Annotated in this window: 23 protein-coding genes; 8 read left to right on the forward strand and 15 right to left on the reverse strand. The window is 33.0% G+C overall.

The window, feature by feature from the left end; genetic code table 11:
* Nucleotide 1 precedes the first annotated feature (1 nt).
* The 4 genes from GJJ64_RS02215 to tgt form a co-directional block, all read right to left on the reverse strand.
* Nucleotides 2-2,854 carry a hypothetical protein gene (locus GJJ64_RS02215; RefSeq protein WP_154286129.1) on the reverse strand — a complete coding sequence of 951 codons (2,853 nt, stop codon included), beginning with the start codon at nt 2,852-2,854 and terminating at the stop codon, nt 2-4.
* A 697-nt stretch (nt 2,855-3,551) separates the two neighbouring features.
* Nucleotides 3,552-4,451 carry a DMT family transporter gene (locus GJJ64_RS02220; protein WP_154286130.1) on the reverse strand — a complete coding sequence of 300 codons (900 nt, stop codon included), beginning with the start codon at nt 4,449-4,451 and terminating at the stop codon, nt 3,552-3,554.
* 2 nt (nt 4,452-4,453) lie between these two features.
* Nucleotides 4,454-5,548, reverse strand: a complete 1,095-nt coding sequence (locus tag GJJ64_RS02225) for an LptF/LptG family permease (protein WP_154286131.1) — start codon at nt 5,546-5,548, stop codon at nt 4,454-4,456.
* A complete protein-coding gene (gene tgt, locus GJJ64_RS02230) occupies nt 5,549-6,679 on the reverse strand; it encodes a tRNA guanosine(34) transglycosylase Tgt (RefSeq protein WP_154286132.1) in 1,131 nt (376 codons plus the stop codon).
* A gap of 216 nt (nt 6,680-6,895) precedes the next feature.
* Here tgt and GJJ64_RS02235 point away from each other — a divergent pair, with 216 nt between their 5' ends.
* From GJJ64_RS02235 to dprA, 4 genes are read left to right on the forward strand one after another with little or no spacing between them, the layout of a single operon-like run.
* On the forward strand, nt 6,896-8,017 hold the full coding sequence (locus GJJ64_RS02235; RefSeq protein WP_154286133.1) for a glycosyltransferase: 1,122 nt from the start codon (nt 6,896-6,898) through the stop codon (nt 8,015-8,017).
* Nucleotides 8,008-8,622 carry an RNA polymerase sigma factor gene (locus GJJ64_RS02240; RefSeq protein ID WP_154286134.1) on the forward strand — a complete coding sequence of 205 codons (615 nt, stop codon included), beginning with the start codon at nt 8,008-8,010 and terminating at the stop codon, nt 8,620-8,622. Before GJJ64_RS02235 ends, GJJ64_RS02240 begins: the two co-directional genes overlap by 10 nt.
* The gene (gene rsmG / locus GJJ64_RS02245) at nt 8,612-9,244 is read left to right on the forward strand and encodes a 16S rRNA (guanine(527)-N(7))-methyltransferase RsmG (RefSeq protein ID WP_317162893.1); all 633 of its coding nucleotides are present in this window, start codon (nt 8,612-8,614) and stop codon (nt 9,242-9,244) included. The genes GJJ64_RS02240 and rsmG overlap by 11 nt, the downstream gene beginning before the upstream one ends.
* A gap of 24 nt (nt 9,245-9,268) precedes the next feature.
* Nucleotides 9,269-10,357, forward strand: a complete 1,089-nt coding sequence (gene dprA / locus GJJ64_RS02250) for a DNA-processing protein DprA (protein ID WP_154286136.1) — start codon at nt 9,269-9,271, stop codon at nt 10,355-10,357.
* Here the strand turns inward: dprA and GJJ64_RS02255 are convergent.
* From GJJ64_RS02255 to sppA, 8 genes are all read right to left on the reverse strand, one after another.
* Nucleotides 10,354-10,857 carry a SixA phosphatase family protein gene (locus GJJ64_RS02255; RefSeq protein WP_154286137.1) on the reverse strand — a complete coding sequence of 168 codons (504 nt, stop codon included), beginning with the start codon at nt 10,855-10,857 and terminating at the stop codon, nt 10,354-10,356. The genes dprA and GJJ64_RS02255 overlap by 4 nt on opposite strands.
* Entirely contained in the window at nt 10,854-11,828 is a 975-nt protein-coding gene (locus GJJ64_RS02260) for a glycosyltransferase family 9 protein (protein WP_154286138.1), read from the reverse strand. The genes GJJ64_RS02255 and GJJ64_RS02260 overlap by 4 nt, the downstream gene beginning before the upstream one ends.
* 11 nt (nt 11,829-11,839) lie before the next feature.
* Complete coding sequence (rfaE2, locus tag GJJ64_RS02265) at nt 11,840-12,319, reverse strand: D-glycero-beta-D-manno-heptose 1-phosphate adenylyltransferase (protein WP_154286139.1); 480 nt, start codon at nt 12,317-12,319, stop codon at nt 11,840-11,842.
* 6 nt (nt 12,320-12,325) lie between these two features.
* Nucleotides 12,326-12,880 carry a D-sedoheptulose 7-phosphate isomerase gene (locus GJJ64_RS02270; RefSeq protein WP_154286140.1) on the reverse strand — a complete coding sequence of 185 codons (555 nt, stop codon included), beginning with the start codon at nt 12,878-12,880 and terminating at the stop codon, nt 12,326-12,328.
* Nucleotide 12,881: 1 nt separating this feature from the next.
* Complete coding sequence (rfaE1, locus tag GJJ64_RS02275) at nt 12,882-13,874, reverse strand: D-glycero-beta-D-manno-heptose-7-phosphate kinase (protein ID WP_195759204.1); 993 nt, start codon at nt 13,872-13,874, stop codon at nt 12,882-12,884.
* A gap of 19 nt (nt 13,875-13,893) precedes the next feature.
* Complete coding sequence (locus GJJ64_RS02280; protein ID WP_154286142.1) at nt 13,894-15,573, reverse strand: DNA polymerase/3'-5' exonuclease PolX; 1,680 nt, start codon at nt 15,571-15,573, stop codon at nt 13,894-13,896.
* 74 nt (nt 15,574-15,647) lie between these two features.
* On the reverse strand, nt 15,648-16,646 hold the full coding sequence (locus tag GJJ64_RS02285; protein ID WP_154286143.1) for a T9SS type A sorting domain-containing protein: 999 nt from the start codon (nt 16,644-16,646) through the stop codon (nt 15,648-15,650).
* A gap of 85 nt (nt 16,647-16,731) precedes the next feature.
* Entirely contained in the window at nt 16,732-18,492 is a 1,761-nt protein-coding gene (sppA, locus tag GJJ64_RS02290) for a signal peptide peptidase SppA (protein WP_154286144.1), read from the reverse strand.
* A gap of 22 nt (nt 18,493-18,514) precedes the next feature.
* Here sppA and folK point away from each other — a divergent pair, with 22 nt between their 5' ends.
* Nucleotides 18,515-19,081 (forward strand): 2-amino-4-hydroxy-6-hydroxymethyldihydropteridine diphosphokinase, encoded by a 567-nt coding sequence (gene folK / locus GJJ64_RS02295; protein WP_229655432.1) that lies wholly within the window; start codon nt 18,515-18,517, stop codon nt 19,079-19,081.
* Nucleotides 19,071-19,442, forward strand: a complete 372-nt coding sequence (locus GJJ64_RS02300) for an Hpt domain-containing protein (protein ID WP_154286145.1) — start codon at nt 19,071-19,073, stop codon at nt 19,440-19,442. Before folK ends, GJJ64_RS02300 begins: the two co-directional genes overlap by 11 nt.
* Here GJJ64_RS02300 and purS read toward each other — a convergent pair.
* The 3 genes from purS to rho form a co-directional block, all read right to left on the reverse strand.
* The gene (gene purS, locus GJJ64_RS02305) at nt 19,439-19,693 is read right to left on the reverse strand and encodes a phosphoribosylformylglycinamidine synthase subunit PurS (RefSeq protein ID WP_154286146.1); all 255 of its coding nucleotides are present in this window, start codon (nt 19,691-19,693) and stop codon (nt 19,439-19,441) included. The genes GJJ64_RS02300 and purS overlap by 4 nt on opposite strands.
* Before the next feature lie 51 nt (nt 19,694-19,744).
* Nucleotides 19,745-20,419, reverse strand: a complete 675-nt coding sequence (gene pssA / locus GJJ64_RS02310; protein WP_154286147.1) for a CDP-diacylglycerol--serine O-phosphatidyltransferase — start codon at nt 20,417-20,419, stop codon at nt 19,745-19,747.
* Nucleotides 20,420-20,503: 84 nt separating this feature from the next.
* A complete protein-coding gene (rho, locus tag GJJ64_RS02315; protein WP_154286148.1) occupies nt 20,504-22,093 on the reverse strand; it encodes a transcription termination factor Rho in 1,590 nt (529 codons plus the stop codon).
* Between the two features lie 233 nt (nt 22,094-22,326).
* On the opposite strand from rho, the gene pyrF reads away from it, so the two are divergent.
* Together pyrF and GJJ64_RS02325 are read left to right on the forward strand one after the other, a co-directional pair.
* On the forward strand, nt 22,327-23,157 hold the full coding sequence (gene pyrF, locus GJJ64_RS02320; RefSeq protein ID WP_154286149.1) for an orotidine-5'-phosphate decarboxylase: 831 nt from the start codon (nt 22,327-22,329) through the stop codon (nt 23,155-23,157).
* A gap of 69 nt (nt 23,158-23,226) precedes the next feature.
* Nucleotides 23,227-24,507 (forward strand): DUF2851 family protein, encoded by a 1,281-nt coding sequence (locus GJJ64_RS02325; protein ID WP_154286150.1) that lies wholly within the window; start codon nt 23,227-23,229, stop codon nt 24,505-24,507.
* The last annotated feature ends 4 nt before the right edge of the window (nt 24,508-24,511 follow it).

The raw sequence follows: 24,511 nt of genomic DNA on the forward strand, positions 1-24,511 counted from the left end.
ATCAATAATTTAAAATCAAACCAAATTCGAATATCGGTTTTTTGTTGGTGCTTTCTTCAGCAGGCATAATAATTTTTGTACCGAAGTCTACATTTGGTAAGTAAAATCTCAGAATATTTAAGTCAGTTCTTAACTCGGCACCATAAGACCTTAACCCATTTCCTTTTCCTATATTTTCAAAATCAGTGAAAACGCCGCCTTTAAAACGTTTGATATAAGCTAGTGGTCCAACCTCCCAATCGGGGTAAGCAATAGGGAAACGGTAATCAAGTAAGAAAGAGTTATGCAATTTTTGAAGTGCAGGTAAATTAAGAAAGCCGCTTGCTCTAGCAATATCAGTATTAAACCTATAAACGCCACTGTTGCTTTGCCAGTTAAAGTTAAGCTGTAAACTGTGGTTGCTAAACAAACCTGGTGTATTTACAGAAGTTTTTAAAATGAGGTTGCTGCCATCAAAATTATTATCAAATGGTAAATGCTCATACAGGATGTTTAAATTAACCAGCCAAGGCGTAGCTAAATCTCTCTCGCTTCTTAAAGTTCCTAAGCCCATATAAAATTGATATTTCATAGGGAAGCTTATTTGCATAGGGAAATTATTAGGTTGTAAACTTAAATCGTATCTGCTAGTATAGCCGCTACTGATGTTAAAGCCCGTAGAAAAGCCTTTATTTAACCAATTGGTTGAAAAAGGAATAGTGATACCAAAATTACTTACATGTTCTCTCCAGGTAAAAGGCACAACGGTTTCTCCGTTAGGTCTAACCAATCTTACATAGCTAAGTCTTCCACGGTTTTCATAATCAGCAGTAAAAATAGGGTAGTACTTTTTGAAGCTTATGGCAGCCCGGTACTCGTTGGTTCTTAATCCCGCATTATAGGCATATCCTAGGGTTGATGAAAAAGTATTGAGCTTATTGTCTGATGCTAAATCAAAACCAATCACGTATTGATTGTCTATTTCACTTTCTGTATTTGTAGGTCTTAAACTGTGGAAATAAAATAAGTGAGCTGCTTCTTTGTAGGGTTTAACTGGATATTCCTTTTCAGGGATGTCTTGAAAAACGTTAGAAGTGTTTTCCTGCGATATGAGCGGTTTAAAATATTCTAAGAAGTAATTACCCTCGTTTGAGCTTAAAGTTGCTCTAGTGTTGTTTAAATCAATTGATACGATGCGATGACCGGTGTGTTGATAATCGCTAAAATATATTTTTTGATTTTTAACATCATAAGAAGGTTGGTAAGCGCCAAATTGAGCATCGCTGATTCTGCTTATTGCTTTTGTTGCCAAATCAAAACTGTAAATATTATCTGTACCGTTAAAGTGGGCTTTAAAAAGAATTTGCTGGTTGGCAAACGTAGGTCTGGATATTAATTGCCTTACCGGAGCAAATAATTTCTCTATAGCACCATTTTCTAAATTATAAACCAGTAAGGTTTTTCCATCTTGGTTTAACGCTGTTACCACTACTTTTTTACTTGCATTATCATATTGTGGTGTTTGTAAAATATATTTTTCGGGGTTTGGATAGCTTTTTAATTCTTCTCCATTTTGCGCACTTAACTCAACTAAAGAAAATTGATTGTCATAACTAACTTTTACTGCGATTATTTTTTTACCATCTGAAGATAGGGCAGGAGAGAAGTATCTGCTCTTATGAGTTAACTGTTTAAATGTTTTGTCTTTGAGGTTGTAAATACAAATAACATTAAAAGACTGCTTACCGTATCTTTTATCCTGACGGTATTCATCCCAAACCAATAGGTTAGCTGCATAATGCAAATTAGGCTCTAACTGAAAACCTATTCTTAAAAGTGTTTCTTCTTTTTTGTTTTTGATGAGCGTGATAGCAGGTGTCTCTGCATAAGACTTTTTTATGCATACCAATTCACCTTCGGCTGTTAGGTAAGGTAGTTGATAAAAAGTGGGTATCTCGGCTTCTTCATGGTAAGCTGTTTGGTATAAAGTTTTACCCGATGTATTTGACTGCTTTGTCCAAAGCGAGTCTAGCTCTTGCATGGTGTTTTTATAAAGTTGATGAGTACCTATGCCAGCATGTTTTTTTAGGGAGGATGAGAAGTTATAAGGGCGTATAGGAAAGCGGGCCATTCTACTTAAAGTTTTATCTAAAATTTGCTCGCCAAAATCTCTTCTTATTTTGCTGGTGAGGAAGTAGCCCAAGGTGTAATAATTGGGTACGATATCTTTGAACGAACCCAGATAATTTTTGGAGTAGGAGTAGTTTTTGTTACTACCTAAGTTGGTTCTTAAAGCAAGTTCAAAATAGGGTTGCCTGCCTCGTCCTCCGGGGCTTAAAACTGTCTCCGTAACAACGGCATCTCCTTCAAAAAACCAAGGTGGTAAATTAATACCGAAGAGTGCCAATTTTAACTCTTCAAAAATTGGAGCGCCTAAACTCGGTACTAACTTATCAAACTGTACAACGTGTCTAAGCTCATGTAAAGCCAAACCATTTAGCCAGTCTTGCGAGTCGAATTCCTGAGAAGGGATAGTGTAAAACTCTGACCTTCTTGGGGCCATTTGCACAAAGCCATTTGATACCACGCCACGGTTCTGTAGGATGATAGAGATAGGCTTTGGTTTACGACCTAAAGACTTGCTTACATCATCTATCATTTTCTCTAGCAAATTGGCCATTCGTTGCGCATCTTTTTCTAAGAGGGTAGGGTAGATGATTTGAAACTGTGGCGTGTTAATTTGATTAAACTTTACACTTGGTGGGTTTTGTTCGCTACTAAAAAGTTGTCCAAAAACCTTATATGAATTAAAGGTTGAGATTAATAAAGTTAAAATACTGATTATAAATATTTTATGTTGATTTTTTGCTCTCATCTAATCTTTATGCTAATTATTTTAGTATTAAGGTTTTTTGATGTTTTTATTTATTTGAATTTATATTTTATTTGAATTTTATAAATATCTGATTTTTAAATTTTTATAACTATTTATATGAAATCAAAAATAAGATGTTTTTGTGTTTAAGAACGTCTATTTTTTATTAAAATAGGCCTCTTTTTACCTTTCCAATATAGTCTTTTTAAGTCATTAAAAAAATACACTAAGAAGAAGTTTTGATGTTCTTTTTTCTTGTTCAAGGAAGCTCTAAAAATTTTTGTTTTTTAAAAATTGTATACAAAATGGTCAAGCTGATCAACTTGGATTTGATATTTACGATTTGTATTTGTCGTCGTTTTTCTTTTGGTATGAGCTAAAAAGTAGGTTCAATTTGAAGCTGCTATTTTTGAATTTAATAAAGATTTTTACTGATACTTAGTGTATTTGTGTTGGTTTTTATGAATGAATAATTAAGTTAATATAATTAAGCTAGGATGTTTTACCAGAGCTTAAGAATAGGCGAGGTTAAAACAAGAATTAATGTCTTAAATATGATTATAGGATGATTATGATGAGGCTTATTCTTGATATGAAACACATCATTATTAAGCTTAAGAATAGGATATATTAATAAGAAAATAAGCCCCAAAGCAAGCCATGAAACTGTTCAAGAAATAAGAGATAAATAATCTTTTTAAGGGTGTAAATTCTTGCTTAATTTTCTTTTCTCGAGTCTAGTTTTTACAATGGGATATAAGAAAATTGTTGCTAAAATAATGCTTGCTCCGGCGTAAAATCCGTTAGTCATTTGCTCGTCTTTTCCGAAGATAAATAAGGCTAAAATGATGGCGTAAACAGGTTCTAAATTGGTGATTAAAGCTACCCTAAAAGCACTCAATTCTTTCATTACCATTACCCCTGCAACGTATGCTACTGAGGTACAAATAATACCTAAAATGAGTAAATAAATAATGTCTGAAAGGTTTAAAATCATGGCTTTAGTGTAGCCATTTGTAAGTAATAAATAGAAAGAAATCCAACAAAAAGCGCCTATCAATTCATAATAAGTAATAACTGTTGCAGCTCTATTTTTTACTTGTTTAGAGTTGATAATAGAGAAAATACTGGCACAAAAGGCACTTGAAATCCCCATAATAATACCAGTTTCGTACTCGGTTTCAAACTTAAAAATCATGTAAATTCCTAAAATAATTAGAAAACCGACTAAAATCTCGAGTTTGGAAACAGATTTGGAGCTAAATAAAGGCTCTAGAACGGCTGTAAATAAAGTTAGGGATGAAAGGCACACCATAGCAACAGATACGGTAGAAGCTTTAATAGAGCCAAAAAACAAGATCCAGTGTAAGCCAACAATTCCACCAGTTAAAAAAAGCTTTAAAAATTGTTCTTTATTAACTCTAAAATCTATCTTTTTATATTTAAACCAAAGGTATAAAGAGCTAAAGGCTATTAATACTCTGTACCATGTTAAATGTGTTTCATTGATAGATATAAGGGCTCCTAAAATAGCAGTAAAACCCCATACAAACACAGTTAAGTGTAAGATTAGCACATTGTTTAGCTTAATTTTCATGATTATTTTGGCGCTTTAATAGCTAAATATATGCCTAAAAGTGCGAAAATTATATTTGGTATCAGAACTGCTACAATTGCCGGTAAACCTCCTTTAAGGGCAAAAACATTAGCAAATTGTATAAATAGGATATAAACAAAACTCAATAATATACCTAAACCAAGTGGTAAACCAACTCCGCCTCTAACTTTTCTTGATGATAAAGCTACACCAATTAAGGTTAAAACATAGGTAGAAAAAGGATAGGTCCAGCGTTTGTATTTCTCCAGTTCTAAATTTACCATCACTCCTGTGCCTCTTATTTTCTCTTTTTCAATCTTGTCATTAAGTTCCCAGTAATTCATGGCAGAGTAAATATTATCCCTAATATCAAAATCTATAGGTTTCATATCTAGGGTGGTATCTTTTTCTACTCCTTTTTCCATACGCTCTTTTAAACCATTAACGTATCTGATGCTATAATTCTGAATTTTCCATTTTCTCGATACAGAATCCCAGCTAATTCTATCGCTCATGAGCTTCATTTTAAGCTCTTTACCTTTAAATTTTTCTAAAGAAAAACGATAACCTGTGTTGTTCAAGTTATCAAAAGACTCCATATAGATGTAAGTATTCTCGTCTAGTTGCAAGTGTACATTTTCTCTAGAGGTATCTTTGATTTTGGTATAAGTGTTCTCAAAATTTATCATCAACCTATTAGTTTCGGGGATAATAAATAAATTGAAAATCATGTTTACAATAAAAATAACTGTAGCAGCGATGAAATAAGGGCGTAAAAAGCGGTTAAAGCTTGCTCCACCACTTAAAATCGGGACAATTTCTGTTTGGTCGGCCATTTTAGCGGTAAAGAAAATAACCGAAATAAAGTTGATTAAAGGCGATAAAAAGTTGAGATAGAAAGGGATAAATCCGCCGTAATACTCAAAAACAATCTGACTAATAGTGGCTTTACTTTTTAAGAAATCATCAAGTTTTTCTGAAATATCAAATACAACAGAAATAACAACAAAAATCCCCAATGTAAAAACAAAAGTTCCTAGGTATTTCTTAATGATATACCAGTCTATCAGCTTGATGTAATTGTCTAAAAATTTCATTTATAGTCTTTGAGCAAGCGCTTTAACCATTTTATTTTTCCAATCGTAAAACTCTCCTGCAATAATTTTTTCGCGGGCTTCTTTTACCAACCACAAGTAAAAATGTAAGTTATGCAAAGTAGCAATTTGTGCGCCTAATATCTCTTTAGAGTGGATTAAATGCCTTAAATAAGCTTTGGTGTAAAACTGGTCAGAAAATAAATCGCTATCAGGGTCAATAGGCGAGAAGTCATCCTTCCATTTCTCATTTTTGATATTGATAATACCATGCCTAGTGAATAACATACCGTTTCTAGCATTTCTGGTAGGCATTACGCAGTCAAACATATCAATACCTAAAGCTATATTTTCTAATATATTGATAGGGGTACCCACACCCATCAGATAACGCGGTTTATCTTGAGGAAGTATTTCGCATACCACCTCTGTCATGCCATACATTTCCTCTGCCGGTTCACCAACAGAAAGCCCACCAATAGCATTTCCTTCACGATTTTGTTCGGCTATAAACTCGGCAGATTTTCTTCTTAAATCTTTATAAACAGATCCTTGTACAATAGGGAATAAGGTTTGCGAGTAGCCGTATTTAGGCTCTGTACTATCAAATCTATCAATGCAACGCTTTAACCAGCGATGCGTCATATCTACGGATTTTCTGGCATAAGTATAATCACAAGGGTATGGTGTACATTCATCAAAAGCCATAATAATGTCAGCACCAATAGTTCTTTGGATATCCATCACATTTTCTGGCGTAAACAGATGCTTAGAGCCATCAATATGCGATTTAAAAGTAACGCCTTCTTCTCTTATTTTTCTTACTTCTGTTAAAGAATATACTTGATAGCCACCACTATCGGTTAAAATAGGTAAATCCCAGCCATTAAATTTATGTAAACCGCCAGCTTTTTCTATCACATCTAAACCCGGTCTTAAATAAAGGTGGTAGGTGTTTCCTAAGATAATTTGGGCTTTAATATCATCTTTTAGCTCACGCTGATGAACTGCTTTTACCGTTCCGGCAGTACCCACAGGCATAAAAATTGGTGTTTGAATGGTTCCGTGGTCTGTAGTAATCTCTCCTGCTCTGGCTTTGGATAAAGGATCTTGCGCTTCTAATTTAAACTTCATTAATAGTTTTTGATGATAAAATACCTGCAAAAGTAAGAAAAAATAAAGCATTTGAGGATAGCTAAAGACTGTGTATAGCCTAATTTTAATTTATATAGGTTAATACTATTTTTTAATACACATACGCTTATTTTTATGAAACAAATAATAAGGATGTTAAACAAAAATTTGATTTTTGGCTAAATTTGAGAACTTTGCAAATCTTATTCATTCATATTGGAAGCTTATCTATATTACACTTTATTTATTCTGCTGCAAGTTGCCTTTATTATCCAATTGTATTATTTATGGGTTGTTCAGCATAAATTTATTAATTATACTATACCAGAAATAATAAAAAGCAGTAGTCAAAAAGTTTCTGTTATTATATGTGCCAGAAACGAAGCCAAAAATCTGAAAGAAAACTTACCCTATATCCTTCAGCAAAAAGGATTAGATTATGAAGTTGTAGTCGTAAATGATTGCTCATCAGACCAAAGCGATGAGGTTTTAAGATTATTTCAAGCCCAGTATCCAAACTTAAAAGTGGTTGTCAAAGAAGAGCATCCGCGTTTTAAAACTGGTAAAAAGTTTGCAGCTACGTTGGGTATAAAAGCAGCAAGTCATGAGATATTAGTGTTTACTGATGCAGATTGTAAGCCATCCTCTGATTATTGGTTGGTGAATTTATGTGAGCATTACGATAACCCCCAGATAGAAATTGTTTTAGGTTTTTCTCCTTACGAAAAGAAAAGTGGGCTTTTAAATAAGCTCATCAGATATGAAACTTTTCAAACAGCACTTAATTATTTTTCTTTTTCCCTTTCGGGAGATACTTATATGGGTGTTGGAAGAAATTTATCTTATAAAAAATCGTTGTTTTTTAAAGGAAAGGGCTTTGCAGCTCATATGCATATCCCATCTGGAGATGATGATTTATTTGTCAATCAAAATGCTACGACTACCAATACAGCTATAGAGATAAGGCCAGAAACCCATATGCTAAGCGAGCCTAAGCTTACCTGGAGTGCTTATTGGATACAAAAAATGAGACATTTAGGGGCTGGTAAATTTTATAAAGCTTCTCATCAAAGAAGTTTGAGTTTACAGGTTATTTCCGCAATTTCTTTTTATATGCTTTTGTTAGCATGTTATGTGCTGCAAATAGAGGTTATTATCATCAGTGTTTTACTGTTTTTGAGACTTTTAGCACAAATTTTTATCTTTTATAAATCTATGCTTAGGTTAAAAAGTAAAGATTTAATATATTGGGTACTCATTTTAGACTTATTATATTACTTATATCTTAGCATTTTAAGCATAAGAGGCTTGTTTAGAAAGAAAATTGTATGGAAATAAATCCAAACTTTTCGGAAAATGCCAGAAACGACTATCATCTGGTTTTAAGCGCTAAAACAGGCAGCCAAAAGGCCTACGCAGAGTTGATGCATCGCTATAAAGACTCTATCTACTTTATGGTTTTAAAAATGGTTAATAATAAAGACGATGCAATGGATTTAACCGTTTCTACCTTTGCTAAAGCTTTCGAAAATATAGAAAAATATAAACCAGATTTTGCTTTTAGCACCTGGTTATTTAGGATAGCTACCAATAGTAGTATAGATTTTATCAGGAAAAAGCGTTTACAAACAACTTCTTTAGATAGTTTTTCTAATGAAGAAGGTGAGGAGCGGATTTTTGAAATAAAAAGTGATGTTTTAAATCCTGAAGAATCATCTATCAAAAAGCAACAAACAGAGCAGTTAAAAGAAATTATAGATAAACTGCCTATTCGTTATAAAACTTTAATCATATTGCGTTATTTTGATGAGTTATCCTACGAGGAAATTTCTGTTCAATTAGATTTACCTTTGGGTACGGTAAAAGCTCAGCTCTTTAGAGCCAGAGATTTATTATCAAACATATTAAATAAAAGAAAAAAAGACCCTGGTAGTGACTTCTAGTATCATATCTCAGTATTTTCCGGATTTAACCGATAATCAAAAACAACAATTTGATCAACTGTTTGGGCTATATTCTTTCTGGAATGCTCAAATAAATGTCATTAGCCGTAAGGATATAGATTTATTATACGAGCGCCATATCTTACATTCCTTAGGTATCGCCAAAGTTTATGCTTTTAAGCCTGGTCAACACGTTTTAGATGTAGGAACTGGCGGAGGGTTTCCGGGTGTACCTTTGGCTATTTTATTCCCTGAAACCGAGTTTTTATTGGTTGATTCTATTGGTAAAAAAATAAAAGTTGTTAATGAAGTAGCACAAGGTATTGGATTAAAAAACCTAAAAGCTGTACATAGCAGGGCCGAGCAGATTAACCAAAAGTTTGACTTTATTGTTTCCAGAGCGGTAACGCAGCTTAAAGATTTTTATCCTTGGATAAGAGGTAAATTTAAAAAACAAAATACTGATGGTTTAAAAAATGGAGTTCTTTATTTAAAAGGTGGCGATTTAACTCAAGAACTTCAAGAATCTGGACTTAAACAAATTAAACTTTACCCCTTACAAGATTATTTTAAAGAAGGATTTTTTGAAACTAAATATGTAGTTTATTTGCCAGCACAGTAATATTTACCAAAATCTATTTAAAACATGCTCTATGAAATTGGTCTAACCTTGATAAAAGGTATAGGAGATGCTACCATTAAAACTTTATTAAGCTATTGCGGTAGCCCAGAAGAAATATTTAGAACCAGTAAGCAGCACTTGGAGAAAATACCAGGTATAGGTTCTAAAACTGCCGATTTAATTATCCATCATTCATCATTTGATAGAGCCGAGAAAGAACTGAAGTTTATAGAAAAATACAAAATACAACCTATTTTTATTCAGGATGAGGATTATCCAAAACGCTTAAAAAGTTGTTATGATGCTCCGGCTATGCTGTACTTTAAAGGTAATGTAAAGCTTAATCAGCAAAAAGTTATAGCTATTGTGGGCACCAGAAATGCCACCGCTTATGGTAGACAATTCTGTGAGAAATTGATTAGCGGTTTAAAACATCATCAAATTTTAATAGTGAGTGGTTTAGCTTATGGAATAGATATAGCAGCGCATAAAGCTTCATTAGAACATGAAACCAATACTATTGGCGTATTAGGACATGGCTTAGATAGGATTTACCCGGCTTTACATCGTTCCATTGCAGAGAAAATGATTCATCAAGGTGGTTTACTAACCGAGTTTAGGTCAGAAACTAATCCAGATAAACAAAACTTTCCTAAGCGAAATCGTATTATAGCCGGTATGGCTGATGCTACTTTAGTTGTAGAGGCTACTAAAACAGGTGGAGCACTTATCACAGCAGAGATTGCTAATTCTTATAATCGAGATGTTTTTGCTGTGCCTGGCCGTGTTGATGATGAACTTTCTGAAGGATGTAATTTCTTAATTAAAACCAATAGGGCTCATTTATTAGACCGAGTGGAGGATTTAGAATACATTATGGGTTGGGATAAAGATGAGGTTCAACCTGTAAAGCAACTTCAAATTTTACCTAATTTGAATAAAGATGAAGAGAAAATTGTGGCGCTGATAAAAGAGAATACTTCAATTGCAATTGATGATTTACAAGTTAAATTGGATATGCCACAAAGTAAATTGGCTATGCTCTTGTTAAATCTAGAGATGCAGTCGGTAATTATATCTTTACCCGGTAAAATATATAAAATGAATCACTAAAAAGCTTCAAAAGAGTTCTTAGGATAATCGAAAAGCACCATATTTCCGGTGTTCTGACTAACTATTTTCCAACTATCAAAAGGGAATTCTATTAAAACCATACCACAAGTTGGGATATTATAGAGGTCTGCATTGCTGAGGTACACAGCTAAATCTGTTATACCATTATTATGTCCGAAAAGTGCTATGGAATTATATTTATCATCAAATTGATTTACAACTTTTAATAAAGTTTGATAATTAGCTTCGTAAATTTTAGGCTCTTGTACAATCTCCGTTTCCGGATATTGAATTTCTTTAGCGATAATTTTACAGGTAGTAATGGCTCTTAAAGCCGGACTAGAGACCAATTGTTGTGGGATTAGTTTTCTAGAAATTAGCCTTTTACCCATTTCTGGAGCGTTTAATAAACCTCGGCTATTTAACGTACGATCAAAATCTTTTGTATTTGCAGCCCCCCAATCAGATTTGGCATGTCTAACAATTAAAAGTCTTTTCATCTGTTACTAAAGTTTATAATTTCTTCTTCTTTAATCTGATTCATGCAATTAAAATGCCCTAAAGGACATTTCTCTAAACCAAATTTAGAACATGGCCTGCAAGCTAAGTCAACATCAACAATTAGAGAATCCTTAATTTTATAAGGTGATACGCCTAATAATTCTGGAGTTGTGCCTCCCCAAATAGAAACCAAGGGCTTGTTAAAGGCTTCAGAAATATGGGTTAAACCTGTGTCAAAGCCAATAACGGTGTGTGCTTGTGAAACCAAATAAACCGATTGATCTAGGTTTATTTTACCACAGGTATTAAATATTTTTTCTCCAACAGCTTCCTCTATAGTTTTTGCATTTTGTGCTACATCATCGCCCCCTAATAAAACAATAGGTTTTGCTATTTCTTTACAGGTTTTGATGATTTTCTCAACCGGCATTCTTTTGGTAAAATGCGTTGCCCCAATTATAAAAGCTACATAATCTTGTTGATGGGAAGAAGGTAATAAATCTGTTTTCTCATAACTCCCATTGATGTAATAATCTATAGGTTTATCATCGTTTTTAACACCTAAAAACGCAACTGTTTCCAAGTAACGTTCTACCAAGTGCTTAGGATTAATAAAACGCTCGCTTTTAAACTTCAAAGCCAGCCATTTTTTAATTCTTTCTTTTTTATAAGTTGATGCTGGTATCCCAGTTCTTAATTTAATGATGCTGGTTCTTAGATTGTTATGTAAATCTATGATATAATCAAAGTTTTCTTTTTTGATATCAGCAATAGTTTCATTTAAGCTAGGTTTTAAGATATGGAGTTTATCTAGATAAGGATTATTGTTATAGATATACTTGAACTGTTGCTTGGTTAAAAAATGAATTTCTGCTTCTGGCAATTGCTCTTTTAGGCATCGTACAACAGGTGTGGTGTAAATAATATCACCCATAGAACTAAAGCGAATCACTAGAATTTTCTTAACCATTTAACAAAGCTTTAGCTGTTCTTAATTTTATCTATAATAGATGTACTAGAATAGCCCGGTAAAAAGCTTAATGTTTGTACCTCGCCACCGTTTTCTAGTACTTCTTTTGCGCCTACAATATTATCTAAAGTATAATCTCCGCCTTTAACCAAAACATCCGGAAGGATTTGTCTTATTAAATTTTGAGGAGTTTGTTCTTCAAAAATTACAACTGCATCAATAAATTGCATAGCTGCTAGTAGGAGGGAGCGGGTTTTCTCATCATTTATAGGTCTTGAAGGGCCTTTTAAAACCTGAACAGATTTATCGGCATTTAAACCTATAATTAATTTGGTTCCTAAAGCGGCGGCTTCACTTAAATAAGTAATATGGCCTGCATGTAGTAAATCAAAACAACCATTGGTAAAAACTACTTTTTCGCCAGCAGCTTTCCATTCTTGGCTAAGTTCAATCGCTTTTTCTAAGCTTATAATTTTGTTGTTTATAGTCATGCTGTCTTAAAAAGTATCATCTACAGCTTTACAAAATATATGCCCTATCAAAATATGCATTTCTTGGATTCTGGCAGTAACATCATCAGGAACTACGATGTTTAAATCGCAAATTTCATTCATTTGGCCACCATCTCTTCCGCTAAGACCAATAATTTTACAGCCCAATTTTTTTGCAGCATGTATGGCTGAAATAATATTTTCACTATTGCCACTAGTAGAAATAGCTATAAATAAGTCGTTTTCTTGTGCATAAGCATTTATTTGTCTGCTAAATACATTTGCAAAACCATAATCATTACTAATAGCTGTTAATGCAGAAGTGTCAACAGTTAAAGCTATAGCTGGTAAAGCTTTTCTTTCTTTTACAAAGCGTCCGGTAAATTCTGCAGCAATATGTTGGGCATCAGCGGCACTACCACCATTACCTGCCAATAAAATTTTGCGACCCTTTAAGATGCTTTCTTTAACTAACTCGCAGCCTTTTTCAATATCGGGAACCAATTGTTCAATAACTTTATTGATGGTAGTTTGGTGTAATTTTAACTCGTTTAAAACCATGTTAATCTTCTATTTCACTAATGATTTCTTCTATAGATGTGGTAGCGCTACCTACGTGTTTAATTACAATAGCAGCGGCATAATTAGCAATTTGGCAAGCCTCATGCAAGTTAAAACCTAATGCTAAACAGTAAGCCATTGTTGCAATTACGGTATCGCCAGCACCTGTAACATCATAAACTTCTGTAGCTTGCACAGGCAATACTTCACAAGATTGAGGCGTTAAGATAGCCATTCCTTCTTCTGATAAGGTTACCACCAGATGCTCTGTATGGGTGTTCTTGAAAATAACATCAGCAGCAGCTCTTAACTTTTCCTGATTGTTGATATTTTCTATTCTAGAAGTTTCTGATAACTCTTTACGATTAGGTTTTATTAAAAAAGCTCCTTTATACTTACTATAATCTATGCCTTTAGGGTCTATTAAAACTTTTTTATAGTTACTATTAGCGTAGCTAATGATGTTTTGGCAAAGGTTGAAGGTGAGTAATCCTTTGTTATAATCAGATAGAATAATGATATCAGCATCTGAAATCAAAGGTTTTACAGCTTCAAAAATTTGTTGTTCTAGCAAACTGTTTATTTCATGAAGATTTTCTCTATCTATCCTAACAATTTGATGATTGCTTGCTAAAACTCTGGTTTTAATGGTGCTACTTCTACTATTATCAAAAAATAAAGCATCGCTATGGATATTTTTATCTTGTAGAATATTCTTTATTTCTTTTCCAAAATCATCAGCACCTGCAACACTTGCTAAACTAACTTTTCCACCTAAAGCTGTAATGTTGTTGGCAACATTACCTGCACCTCCAATAATTTTAGATTCGTTTTTAACATTTACCACAGGAACTGGCGCTTCTGGCGATAAACGATTAGCATTACCAAAAATGTAATGATCTAACATGACATCGCCAATAACCAATATATGAGGTGTTTTTTGTTGATTTAAATCTGATAATTTCTTGGAAAGCATTTCTTCTCTTTGATTCAAATATAGCTAAAAGATGTTTTTATAGCGTTTGTTTTTTATTCTTGAAGTATGTATTGATACTGGCTAAATCAAAAGCATTAAGGCACTTTTCTTTAGTTAAACCACCTTTTCTAGCTACATATACGCCATAGTTCATGTCGTAAAAACCTTCGTTACGGTGTGCATCTGGATTTATAGCTAATAAAACTCCTTTTTCTAATGCGTATTGATGCCATCTCCAATCTAAATCTAAGCGTAGAGGATTTGCATTAATTTCTATAACTACTTGGTTTGCAGCGCAGGCATCAATAATTTTTTTATAATCTAAAGGATAACCGCTTCTGCTCAATAATAAGCGACCTGTTGGGTGGCCTAAAATAGTAATATATGGGTTTTCTATAGCTTTTATTAAACGTTGAGTAGCTTTTTCTTCATCCATTTTTAGGTTTGAGTGTACAGAAGCCACAACAAAATCAAATTTTGCAAGGATTTCATCAGGGTAATCTAAACTTCCGTCTGATAAGATGTCTGATTCTATACCTTTGAAAATTTTAAAAGGAGCTAATTTTTGGTTTAACTTTTCTATTTCTTCATGTTGCTGTAGAACACGTTCTATACTTAAACCGTTAGCATAAACTGCTGTTTTAGAGTGGTCGCACAAGCCTAAATACTCAAGTTTTAGTGTATCTCTGCAATAAACTGCCATTTCTTCAATACTATGTACACCATCACTCCAGGTACTGTGGTTGTGCAAGGTGCCTTTTAAATCTGCATAAGTAATTAAAGAAGGTAGTTGCTTATTTTGAGCTAAGGATATTTCGTTAAAATCTTCTCTTAATTCTGGTTCTATATAAGATAATCCCGCAGCTTCATAAATCGCAGTTTCTGTAGCGTATTGATTTTGGTTAGCAGGTAAAAGTGCTTTAACTTTTTCTATATGAGCATTAACACCTGTAGTTTCAAATAAACGATAAGCTAAAGTAGTTTCATCTGCTTCAAAGCATTTTATGCTTAGGCTGTTCTCGTCTTTAAATCTGATGCTGTTATCTGTAATTTCAAGATTGGAGATACCTTCTATTTGTTGAATTTTATCAGTGAAAAGTTTAAAATCTGCATTAACGATGATAAATGATAGCTCATCAATAATTTCACACTTCCTTCTAAACTCTCCGGTTACTAATATTTTAGTAGCATTGCTAAGTTTAATCAGTAAGTCTTGATATTGTGTAACGATAGGTTCCAAACGGGCATATAAAAAACGACCATTACTTGCCATCTTAAACTCAATAGCTTTTTTTATTTCTTCTTGAGTTTTTAAGCCAAATCCTTTTGCTTCTATTAAACGGTTTTCATTACAAGCATAATAGAGCTCGCCAACATTTTCAATACCTAAACTTTTCCAGATAATGATGATTTTTTTAGGCCCTAAACCTTTAATGCTTAGCATATCTAAAATCCCGATAGGGGTAATAGCAACCAAATCGTTTAGTTCTTTTAAGCCTCCGGTATTAAAAAGTTCTATAACTTTAGTAGCTATACTTTTTCCAATACCATCAATTTTATCAAGCTCATCATGGGCTTTATCTTTTAATTTGAATGGAAGTTTATCAACCTTAAAAGAAGCATTGGCAACAGATTTTATTTTAAATGGATTTTCTTCATGAAGCTCCATCAATTGAGCTAATAACTTTAAGGTTCTAGATATCTCTTTATTTTCCATGTTGTTTTAAAAAAGATATCAAAGGTAAGATAATGAAGCAAAATCATCATGCTAAATCTCTTTATAAAGGAAGATTATTTCTTTATCACTTTAAAAACTTCAGGTTCTTTATTCACATACTCAACTTGAAGTATATATAAACCAGGGGCATCATCTATATAAAAATCTGCCAGCTGTTGGCCTGCATCAAAAAACTTGCTATGCTTTTGTAAAACCACACCATTTAAGTTGGTGATTGTAAATTTTACTAATCCTTTTTCTGGGTTATGAAAGCTTAATTTAAAATCACTCTCAAAAGGATTTGGGAAAATTGTGGCATGCTGATTAGTAGCCAGAATATCTTCTTTTTTTATTGTTGAAACATCTCGAGATGATATGGTTTTTATACTATCAAGATTAGGTTTTAGGCTTGCCAATTGTTTTTCATTTCTAAGCTGTTTAATGACCAAATCATCCATTTCCCATACCGATTTTAAACATTGCTGCATGCCAATATGAGAACCTTTGATAGGATTAATTTTATGTGTAAGCACTATAACATTATTTATTTTAACAATTAAACGCTCGTTCTCTTGTTTTAATTCATAAGTGTTGCTCTTCGTTTTATCAAAATTTTGATTTCTCAAAATATGGGATATATCTTTATAAACCATGTAATTCCAAGCATTATTGAAGAAAGCTAACCTGATTTTACCTTTAAAATCAAAATCAACTTGAAATATTTCTCTACTATTTCCCTTTCCTTGGGTAATGGCATTTCCCCATTGGAAATCAATCATATCGGTATGGTCTCCACCGCTGATATAGTTGGCTTTAAAGGAGATAGAGAAGTCTCGTTCAGTATTAAAACCTTTGATGTTTTGCGTTTGCCATTGGCAACCCCGATTAGTAAAGTTGATAAACTTCTTTTCTAGTTTAAGCTTTCCGTTGATTATAGATACTTTAAAATCTTTATTGTCTTTAATGCGCCATTGGTTGCTATTATTCTTAAAGTTTTCTTTAAAGATGATTTTTTCCTGAGCAATTGCTTTACCCAAAAAGAAGAAGAAGAGGATAGGTAACAATATTTTCATAGGTTTAATATGTTTTATAGGGTGTTAAAATAAAAAAATCCCCTTAATAAATTCATTAAGGGGATGATTAAATTCTTGTAACTCGTTATTCTACAACTAAATTATAAGGCATTTTTGCTTGTATACCCTTTAGCTGAGTAATCTCTTTAATGTTTTTGTAATGAATATAGCTATCGCCTAGTTCTTGTTTTACAAAGTAGGTTTTGATGTTTTCTCCAGATTTATCTAGAAAACCTAGGAGACCATCTTTCTTCTCAGGATAATTGACAATTCTATACTCTTTGATTTTAGCTTTTTTAGCAGCAGCTTTAATAGCATCTTCAATATGCCCTATACGGTCTACTAAGCCTAACTTTACTGCTTGTTGGCCTGTCCAAACGCGACCTTGCCCAATACTATCTACATACTGCTGAGAGATTTTTCTGCCATCGGCAACTCTCTTAGTAAAATCATTATAAGTACGGTTTACTTCTTTTTGTAGAAGCATTTTTTCTGCCTCTGTTAAAGGCCTAGAGATATTTCCTAAATCTGCATATTCGCTGGTTTTAACTCCATCAAACGTTACCCCAAGTTTCTCATTAAAGAAGCCTTTCATGTTAGGTAAAATTGCAAATACACCTATAGAACCCGTAATGGTATTAGGCTCGGCAAAGATAGAATCTGCTGCACAAGCAATATAATATCCTCCAGATGCAGCATAATCTCCCATGGTAACCATAATAGGTTTAACTTTTTTAGTTAATACCACCTCTCTCCAAATAACATCAGACGCTAAAGCACTACCACCTGGACTGTTTACTCTTAATACAACAGCTTTAATTTTATCATCCTCACGGGCTTTCCTTAATGCTCTAGATACAGTTTCAGAACCAATAGTATTTTCATCACCCTCACCACCCATAATATCACCATTAGCATAAACTACCGCAATTCTGTCTTTTGCAGTACTGGTATTTTTTATAGATGAAACATAGTCTGATAAACTAATCGTAGTTAAATCATCTTTTAAATCTGTTTTAGTGAGTTTTTTTAATTCAGCAAGTACTTCATCTTTATACTTTAAGCCATCAACCAGCTTAAGTTTAACAGCATCTTCAGGAGAACGAGATTGTAATTTATTAGCGATAGCATACACGCTATCCTGAGGTATTTTTCTGCTAGCGGCAATTCCTTTAGTGAAATTTTCAAATAAAGAGCCTAATAAAGCTGTCATTTGTTGCTTATTAGCATCGCTCATGCTTTCTAAAATAAAAGGCTCAACGGCACTTTTATAAGTTCCTACCTTAATAATTTGTGGCTCAATAGCTAATTTTTCTAAAGCGCCTTTAAAAAAGCTAATTTGTGAACTAAAACCTTTAAGTTCTAATATACCTTGAGGATTCAAATAAACTTTGTTAGCTACTGATGCCAAATAATAAGCACCCTGACTGTATACTTCGCTATAAGCAATGATAAATTTGCCAGATTTTTTGAAGTTAATCAGCTCATTTCTGATTTCTTCTAACGTTGCCATACCTGTTAAAACATAGCTTACATCAAGATAAATACCTTTTATTTTATCATCGTCTTTAGCGTTTTTAATACTTTTTAGGATATCATTTAATCCTAATACTTTTTCACTTTTTAAAGGACCAAAATCAACATCCTCAAAGGGGTTATCTGCTGAACGCTCAGTAATAGGGAAGTTAAGGTTTACATAAAGAATACTATTTTCTTTAACCTCAGCAGTTTTTTCTGTACTACTTACCAATGCAGTAATTCCACCAATAACGATAACAGTAAATATGAGTAAGGTTAGGAAAAAACCTAACATTGATGCGAAAACAAATTTGAAGAATTGTTTCATAAAAAGAATTATTGTTTTAACTATGCAAAATACAAATATAAGTTTTAGACAAGCAAGGTTTTCATTTGTTACAACATTTATGTGTCAGGTTTACTTGGGTTTAGGTACAAATTTAGGAGATAGGTTAAATAATCTCGAAACAGCTGTAGCTTCAATTGCAAAAAAGGTAGGAAAGATTATTGCTTGTTCTTCAATTTATCAGACTGCGGCATGGGGAAATACCAATCAACCAGATTTTCTTAATATGGTTGTGGGTGTAGAAACAGCTCTTAATCCTAAAAATTTATTAGAAAATACCCAACAAATAGAGTTAGAAATGGGTAGAGTACGTAAAGAGCATTGGGGAGAACGTAATATTGATATAGATATATTGTTTTATGAAGAAATAGTTTTAATTTCAAGTAACCTTTCTATCCCGCATCCGTATATTGCGGATAGAAAATTTGTTTTAGCACCTTTGTTAGAGCTCATTCCAGATTTTAAACATCCCATACAAAATAAAACAGTTAGAAATTTGTATTTAAACTGCGAAGATAGGATGGAGGTACTTAAAACAAACTTAATATTAAATTATTTACATGGATCATAATCAAATTATTATTGACCTTTCATATTTAAGAGAAGTGGCTAGTGAAAATATAGAATTTATGGTTGAGATGATTGATATATTTCTTGACCAAACACCAGGTTATTTAAGTAATCTGAGTGATGCTATTGAAAATAAAAATTGGCAGAAAATTGCTGAATCAGCACATAAAATAAAACCAACATTGGGTTTTATGGGTATAGAGTCTGCTAGAGAAACTATGGCGGAAATAGAGCTTAACGCCCGTAAACAAGAGGATTTTGAAAATATAGTTTTAAAGTACAACCAAATGCAAGAAGTCTTTAAAACTATATTTATTAAGTTAGAAGAGAAGAAGCAAGAGCTTCTTGCTCAGGATAATTAAATTTCTTTTATCTCGAAATTATAGCTTTCCATAATTAGGTTAGCCAAAAGTTTTTTACAAGCTGTTTCTACTTTTTCAGAAGCAGCTTCTTTACTTTCTGCCTCTACTTCTAAAGTAATGTGTCTGCCAATTCTTACGTTGCTAATTTCTGGAAGACCTAAATTTTTCATGCTTCCGGTTACTGCTTTACCTTGAGGGTCAAGAATCTCTTTAAGTGGCATTACATCAATCTCTGCTAAAAACTTTTTCATTTTATTGTTTAAGGATAATGTTTGATTAAGTTCTTCACTTAACCAAAGAATTTAATTTTTTGAATAACTAAAATGTATTTGTGATAATATAATATACCAAACTAAAATAAGCGGTATGGCGGCAAATTTAAGAAAAGCAAGGCATACTACAGAAATAATCAGGAAAATGAATTTATATTGATTTTCTTTCCATCCTAAGTTGCTGATTTTCATAGAGAATAATCTTATCTCGCTTACTAAAAGCCAGCACAAAACAAGCGTTAAGCTTATTAAAAACCAAGGCTGGCTTACAAAAGCAAAGCTATCTGCTAAATAAGGAAGTGAAATAACTAGAAAAGTATTCATAGGTGTGTTTAAACCTATAAAATCTTCAGTTTGGCGTTCATCTACATTAAATTTAGCTAATCTTAAAGCAGAGAAAACGGTAATCAAGAAACCAGCATAAGCTAAATAGGGAATGGATACATCTTGCAACATTTGATAAATGATAACACCTGGTAAAAAACCAAAGCTAATCACATCGGCTAAAGAATCTAACTCTTTACCTATTTCTGATTTTACATGAAGTAAACGAGCTGCAAAACCATCAAAAAAATCAAATATTCCTGAGAGTATAACAAAAAAGGCAACCGTTTTAAGGTCGCCATTAAATGCGTAAATGATTCCTATACAACCAGAAAAAAGGTTGGCACAGGTTAACATATTAGGAATGTGCTTTTTTATCATGCTAATTAGGATGAAAGAGTAAAGAAAAAAGACAATTATAATTCTCTATCCTTATTTTTTACTCTTTATTCTCTATTCTTAAAATTAGCTATTCATGGATACTAAAAACTCTTCATTAGATTTTGTTCCTCTAACCTGAGTAAGCAAGAATTCCATAGCTTCCTGCGAATTCATGTCTGCTAGGTGGTTTCTTAAAATCCAAACTCTTTGTAGTGTTTCTTTATCTAACAATAAATCGTCTCTTCTGGTGCTTGAAGCTGTAAGATCAATAGCAGGGAAGATACGTTTGTTAGAAAGTTTTCTGTCTAACTGAAGCTCCATGTTACCGGTTCCTTTGAATTCTTCAAAGATAACCTCATCCATTTTAGAACCTGTATCAGTTAATGCAGTAGCTAAAATAGTTAAAGAACCACCGTCTTCTATATTTCTTGCTGCTCCAAAGAACCTTTTTGGTTTGTGTAAGGCGTTAGCATCAACACCACCAGAAAGTATTTTACCAGATGCTGGCGCTACAGTATTGTATGCTCTTGCTAAACGAGTGATAGAGTCTAGTAAGATAACTACATCGTGGCCACACTCTACCATTCTTTTTGCTTTTTCCAATACGATATTGGCAATCTTAACGTGTCTTTCAGCAGGTTCATCAAAGGTTGATGAAACCACCTCAGCTCTTACGTTTCTAGCCATATCTGTAACCTCCTCAGGGCGTTCATCAATCAATAAAATAATTAAATAAACCTCTGGGTGGTTTGCAGCAATAGCATTAGCAACTTCTTTAAGTAAGTTGGTTTTACCTGTTTTAGGTTGCGCTACAATTAAACCACGTTGACCTTTACCTATAGGTGTAAACAAATCCATAATTCTGGTAGAGTAATCTCCAGGTTTTGTGAATAAGTTTAGTCTTTCTGAAGGGAAAAGTGGTGTTAAATAATCAAAAGGAACGCGGTCTCTTACCTCTGCAGGTACTCTTCCGTTAATAGATTCTACCCTTACCAAAGGGAAATATTTTTCGCCTTCTTTAGGTGGTCTTATGCTTCCTCTAACAGTATCACCAGTTTTTAAACCAAAAAGTTTAATTTGAGATTGTGATACATATATGTCATCAGGAGAAGTTAAATAGTTATAATCAGAAGATCTTAAGAAACCATAACCATCAGGCATAATTTCTAATACACCCTCGTTGGTAATAACATTATCAAAGTCAAAAGCAGATTCTTGTGCTCTTTGTCTGCCATTATTATTTGGTGTTCTATCTTTCTGATTTTTCTGATCAGCTTTAGCTTCTGGAGAAGTAGCTTCTACACTTTCTACTACCGTTACCTCTGTAGTGGCTTCTTTTTTTGGCGCTTTTTCAAGCGTAACTTTCTCCGCTTTAACTGGCTCTGGATTATCAAATAAAGATACTTCTTGTGCCGGGCTTAAATCTTTTTTAGATTTTACTTCAACCGGAGAAGCTTTTACTGTACGAGCTCTTTTTTTAGGTTTTTCTTCTGTAACAACAGCATCTTCTACCAAGCCTGCAGATTTTGCAGCAGTAATTAATTCGTGTTGTTCTTTGATTTTGGTAATCAATTCTGCTTTACGCAATTCTTCGGTATTGTCTACTCCAAAGCTTTTTGCGATTTCACGTAGCTCTGACACAAGCTTGTCGTTCAATTCGTTTATATCAAACATTCAAAATGAATTATGTTCAAGGATTTTTATTGTTAGAATTTACCCCTTAAGCTTTTGTTAAGATTTCTAAGATTTGATATTAGAAAACTAATTAAAAAATCCGTAGACAAGGATAAATTGAGATTTCACTGCAATTGTAGATATTTATTTTTTAAGTTCAAATTTTTTTCCAATTATTTTTTAAAATACTCAGCTTATTTTTAACAAATTTGCAGCCAAAATCAACAGAGGTCATGAACAAAGCAGAAATTATTAGAGAAATCAAATCAAAAAAATCTTTTTTAAGTATTGGCCTCGATACAGATATCACTAAAATTCCTAAACACTTACATAAATACGATAATCCTGTTTTAGAATTTAACAAGCAAATTATTGATGCTACAGCAGATCTTTGTATTTCTTACAAGATTAATACCGCTTTTTATGAGTGTAACGGTTTAAAAGGCTGGGAATCTTTAATTAAAACTTATCAATACCTACCAAAAAATATATTTTCTATTGCCGATGCTAAAAGAGGTGATATAGGAAATACATCATCTATGTATGCAAAAGCTTTTTTTGATGAAAGTTCATCTGAAATGAGTTTTGATGCTGTAACAGTTGCGCCTTACATGGGGAAAGATTCTGTAAGTCCGTTTTTAGCATTTAAAGATAAATGGGCTATTTTATTGGCCTTAACTTCTAATGAAGGTAGTCATGATTTTCAGCGTTTGAAAGACCACAATGCGATGCTGTTTGAACATGTGATTAAAAAATCTCAAGAATGGGCAACAGATGAAAATATGATGTACGTTGTGGGTGCTACTAGAGGGGAAGCATTCTTAGAAATTAGGAAACATGCACCTCATCATTTTCTTTTGGTGCCTGGGGTTGGTGCACAAGGAGGTTCTTTAGCAGATGTATGTAAATATGGAATAACAGCCGACTGTGGTCTGATTGTTAACTCTTCCAGAGCCATTATTTATGCATCAAACGGAGAGGATTTTGCAGAAGCAGCAAGGGAGCAAGCCTTATTGGTACAACAAGAAATGGCTGTTGAACTTCAAAAAATAGGTATCAGCTAACAAATAATTTTCTTTATTAGAAATTAGGAGCGTTATTTTGTTTAAAAAATAATAATCTTAATTTTAACTATGCTGCACTATGAAAAAATCCTTCATTATATATGGAGGTTTAGATTATTTAATTTCCATGATTTAAGAACTTCTAAAGGAGATTTAGTAGAAATCATTCATCCAGGTAATGCTAATGTTGATGCTGGTCCGGATTTTTATGATGCCAAAATAAGAATAGGAGATACCCTATGGGCCGGAACCGTAGAGATACATTTATCCTCATCAGACTGGTTAAAACATCAACACCAACATGATAAAGCTTATGATAATGTTATTTTACATGTAGTTTGGGATGATGATACGGCCATACAGCGTACTGATAGAACTTTTATCCCAACTTTAGCTTTAAAGCATAGGGTTAGCGAAGCAACTATACAGAAAATAGAAGTATTAGCTTGTAGTAGTGAATCAATTCCTTGTGCTCAGCAGCTTAAATTGGTTGATGAATTTTATATCAAACAATGGCTAGATAGGATGCTGGTAGAGAGGTTAGAGGAGAAATCGGCTTATTTTGAAGCACTTCACAAGCAATTAAAAGGCAGTTGGGAAGATACTTTTTATGTAGGATTAGCAAGAAGCTTTGGGTTTAAAGTAAATAGTTTGCCTTTTGAGCTACTTGCTAAAAATCTTCCTCAGCAGATTTTAGCCAAGCATAAACAAAGTGCTTTACAAATAGAAGCTTTAATTTTTGGGATATCTGGTTTATTGCATAAGCATTATCAAGATGAATATCCGAAAAGGTTGAAAACAGAATTTGATTTTCTTCGTCAGAAATATCAGTTAAATCCTTTAGAGCCATCGGTTTGGAAATTTTCAAAAACAAGGCCCGATAATTTTCCAACCCTTAGATTGGCTCAATTTGCAGCTTTAATTAATCAATCTCAGCACTTATTTTCTAAAGTAACAGAAGCTCCAGATGTTAAAACTTTAAAGGCCTTATTTAGCAATTTAAATGTGCATTCTTACTGGTCAAATCATTATTTGTTTGATGAAGAAGCTGTAAAATCATCAAGAAATATAGGTGATGCATCTGTTAATCATATCCTCATCAATACCATTGCCCCATTATTATTTAATTATGGAAAGCAAATATCAAATCCTAAATTTGCTGATAGCGCAACTACATTACTTGAAAACATTAAGGCCGAAAAAAATGTTATCATAAATAATTTTACCAATATAGGCCTGAAAATTGCAAGTGCTTCTGAATCACAAGCAGTTATACAATTAAAAAAATACTATTGTGATGAAAAAAAATGCTTAAATTGTGGAATTGGAATTAAAATTTTAAAAGTGTAAAAAC

Origin of the sequence: Pedobacter puniceum (assembly GCF_009674685.1) — a bacterium.
Lineage (GTDB): Bacteria > Bacteroidota > Bacteroidia > Sphingobacteriales > Sphingobacteriaceae > Pseudopedobacter > Pseudopedobacter puniceum.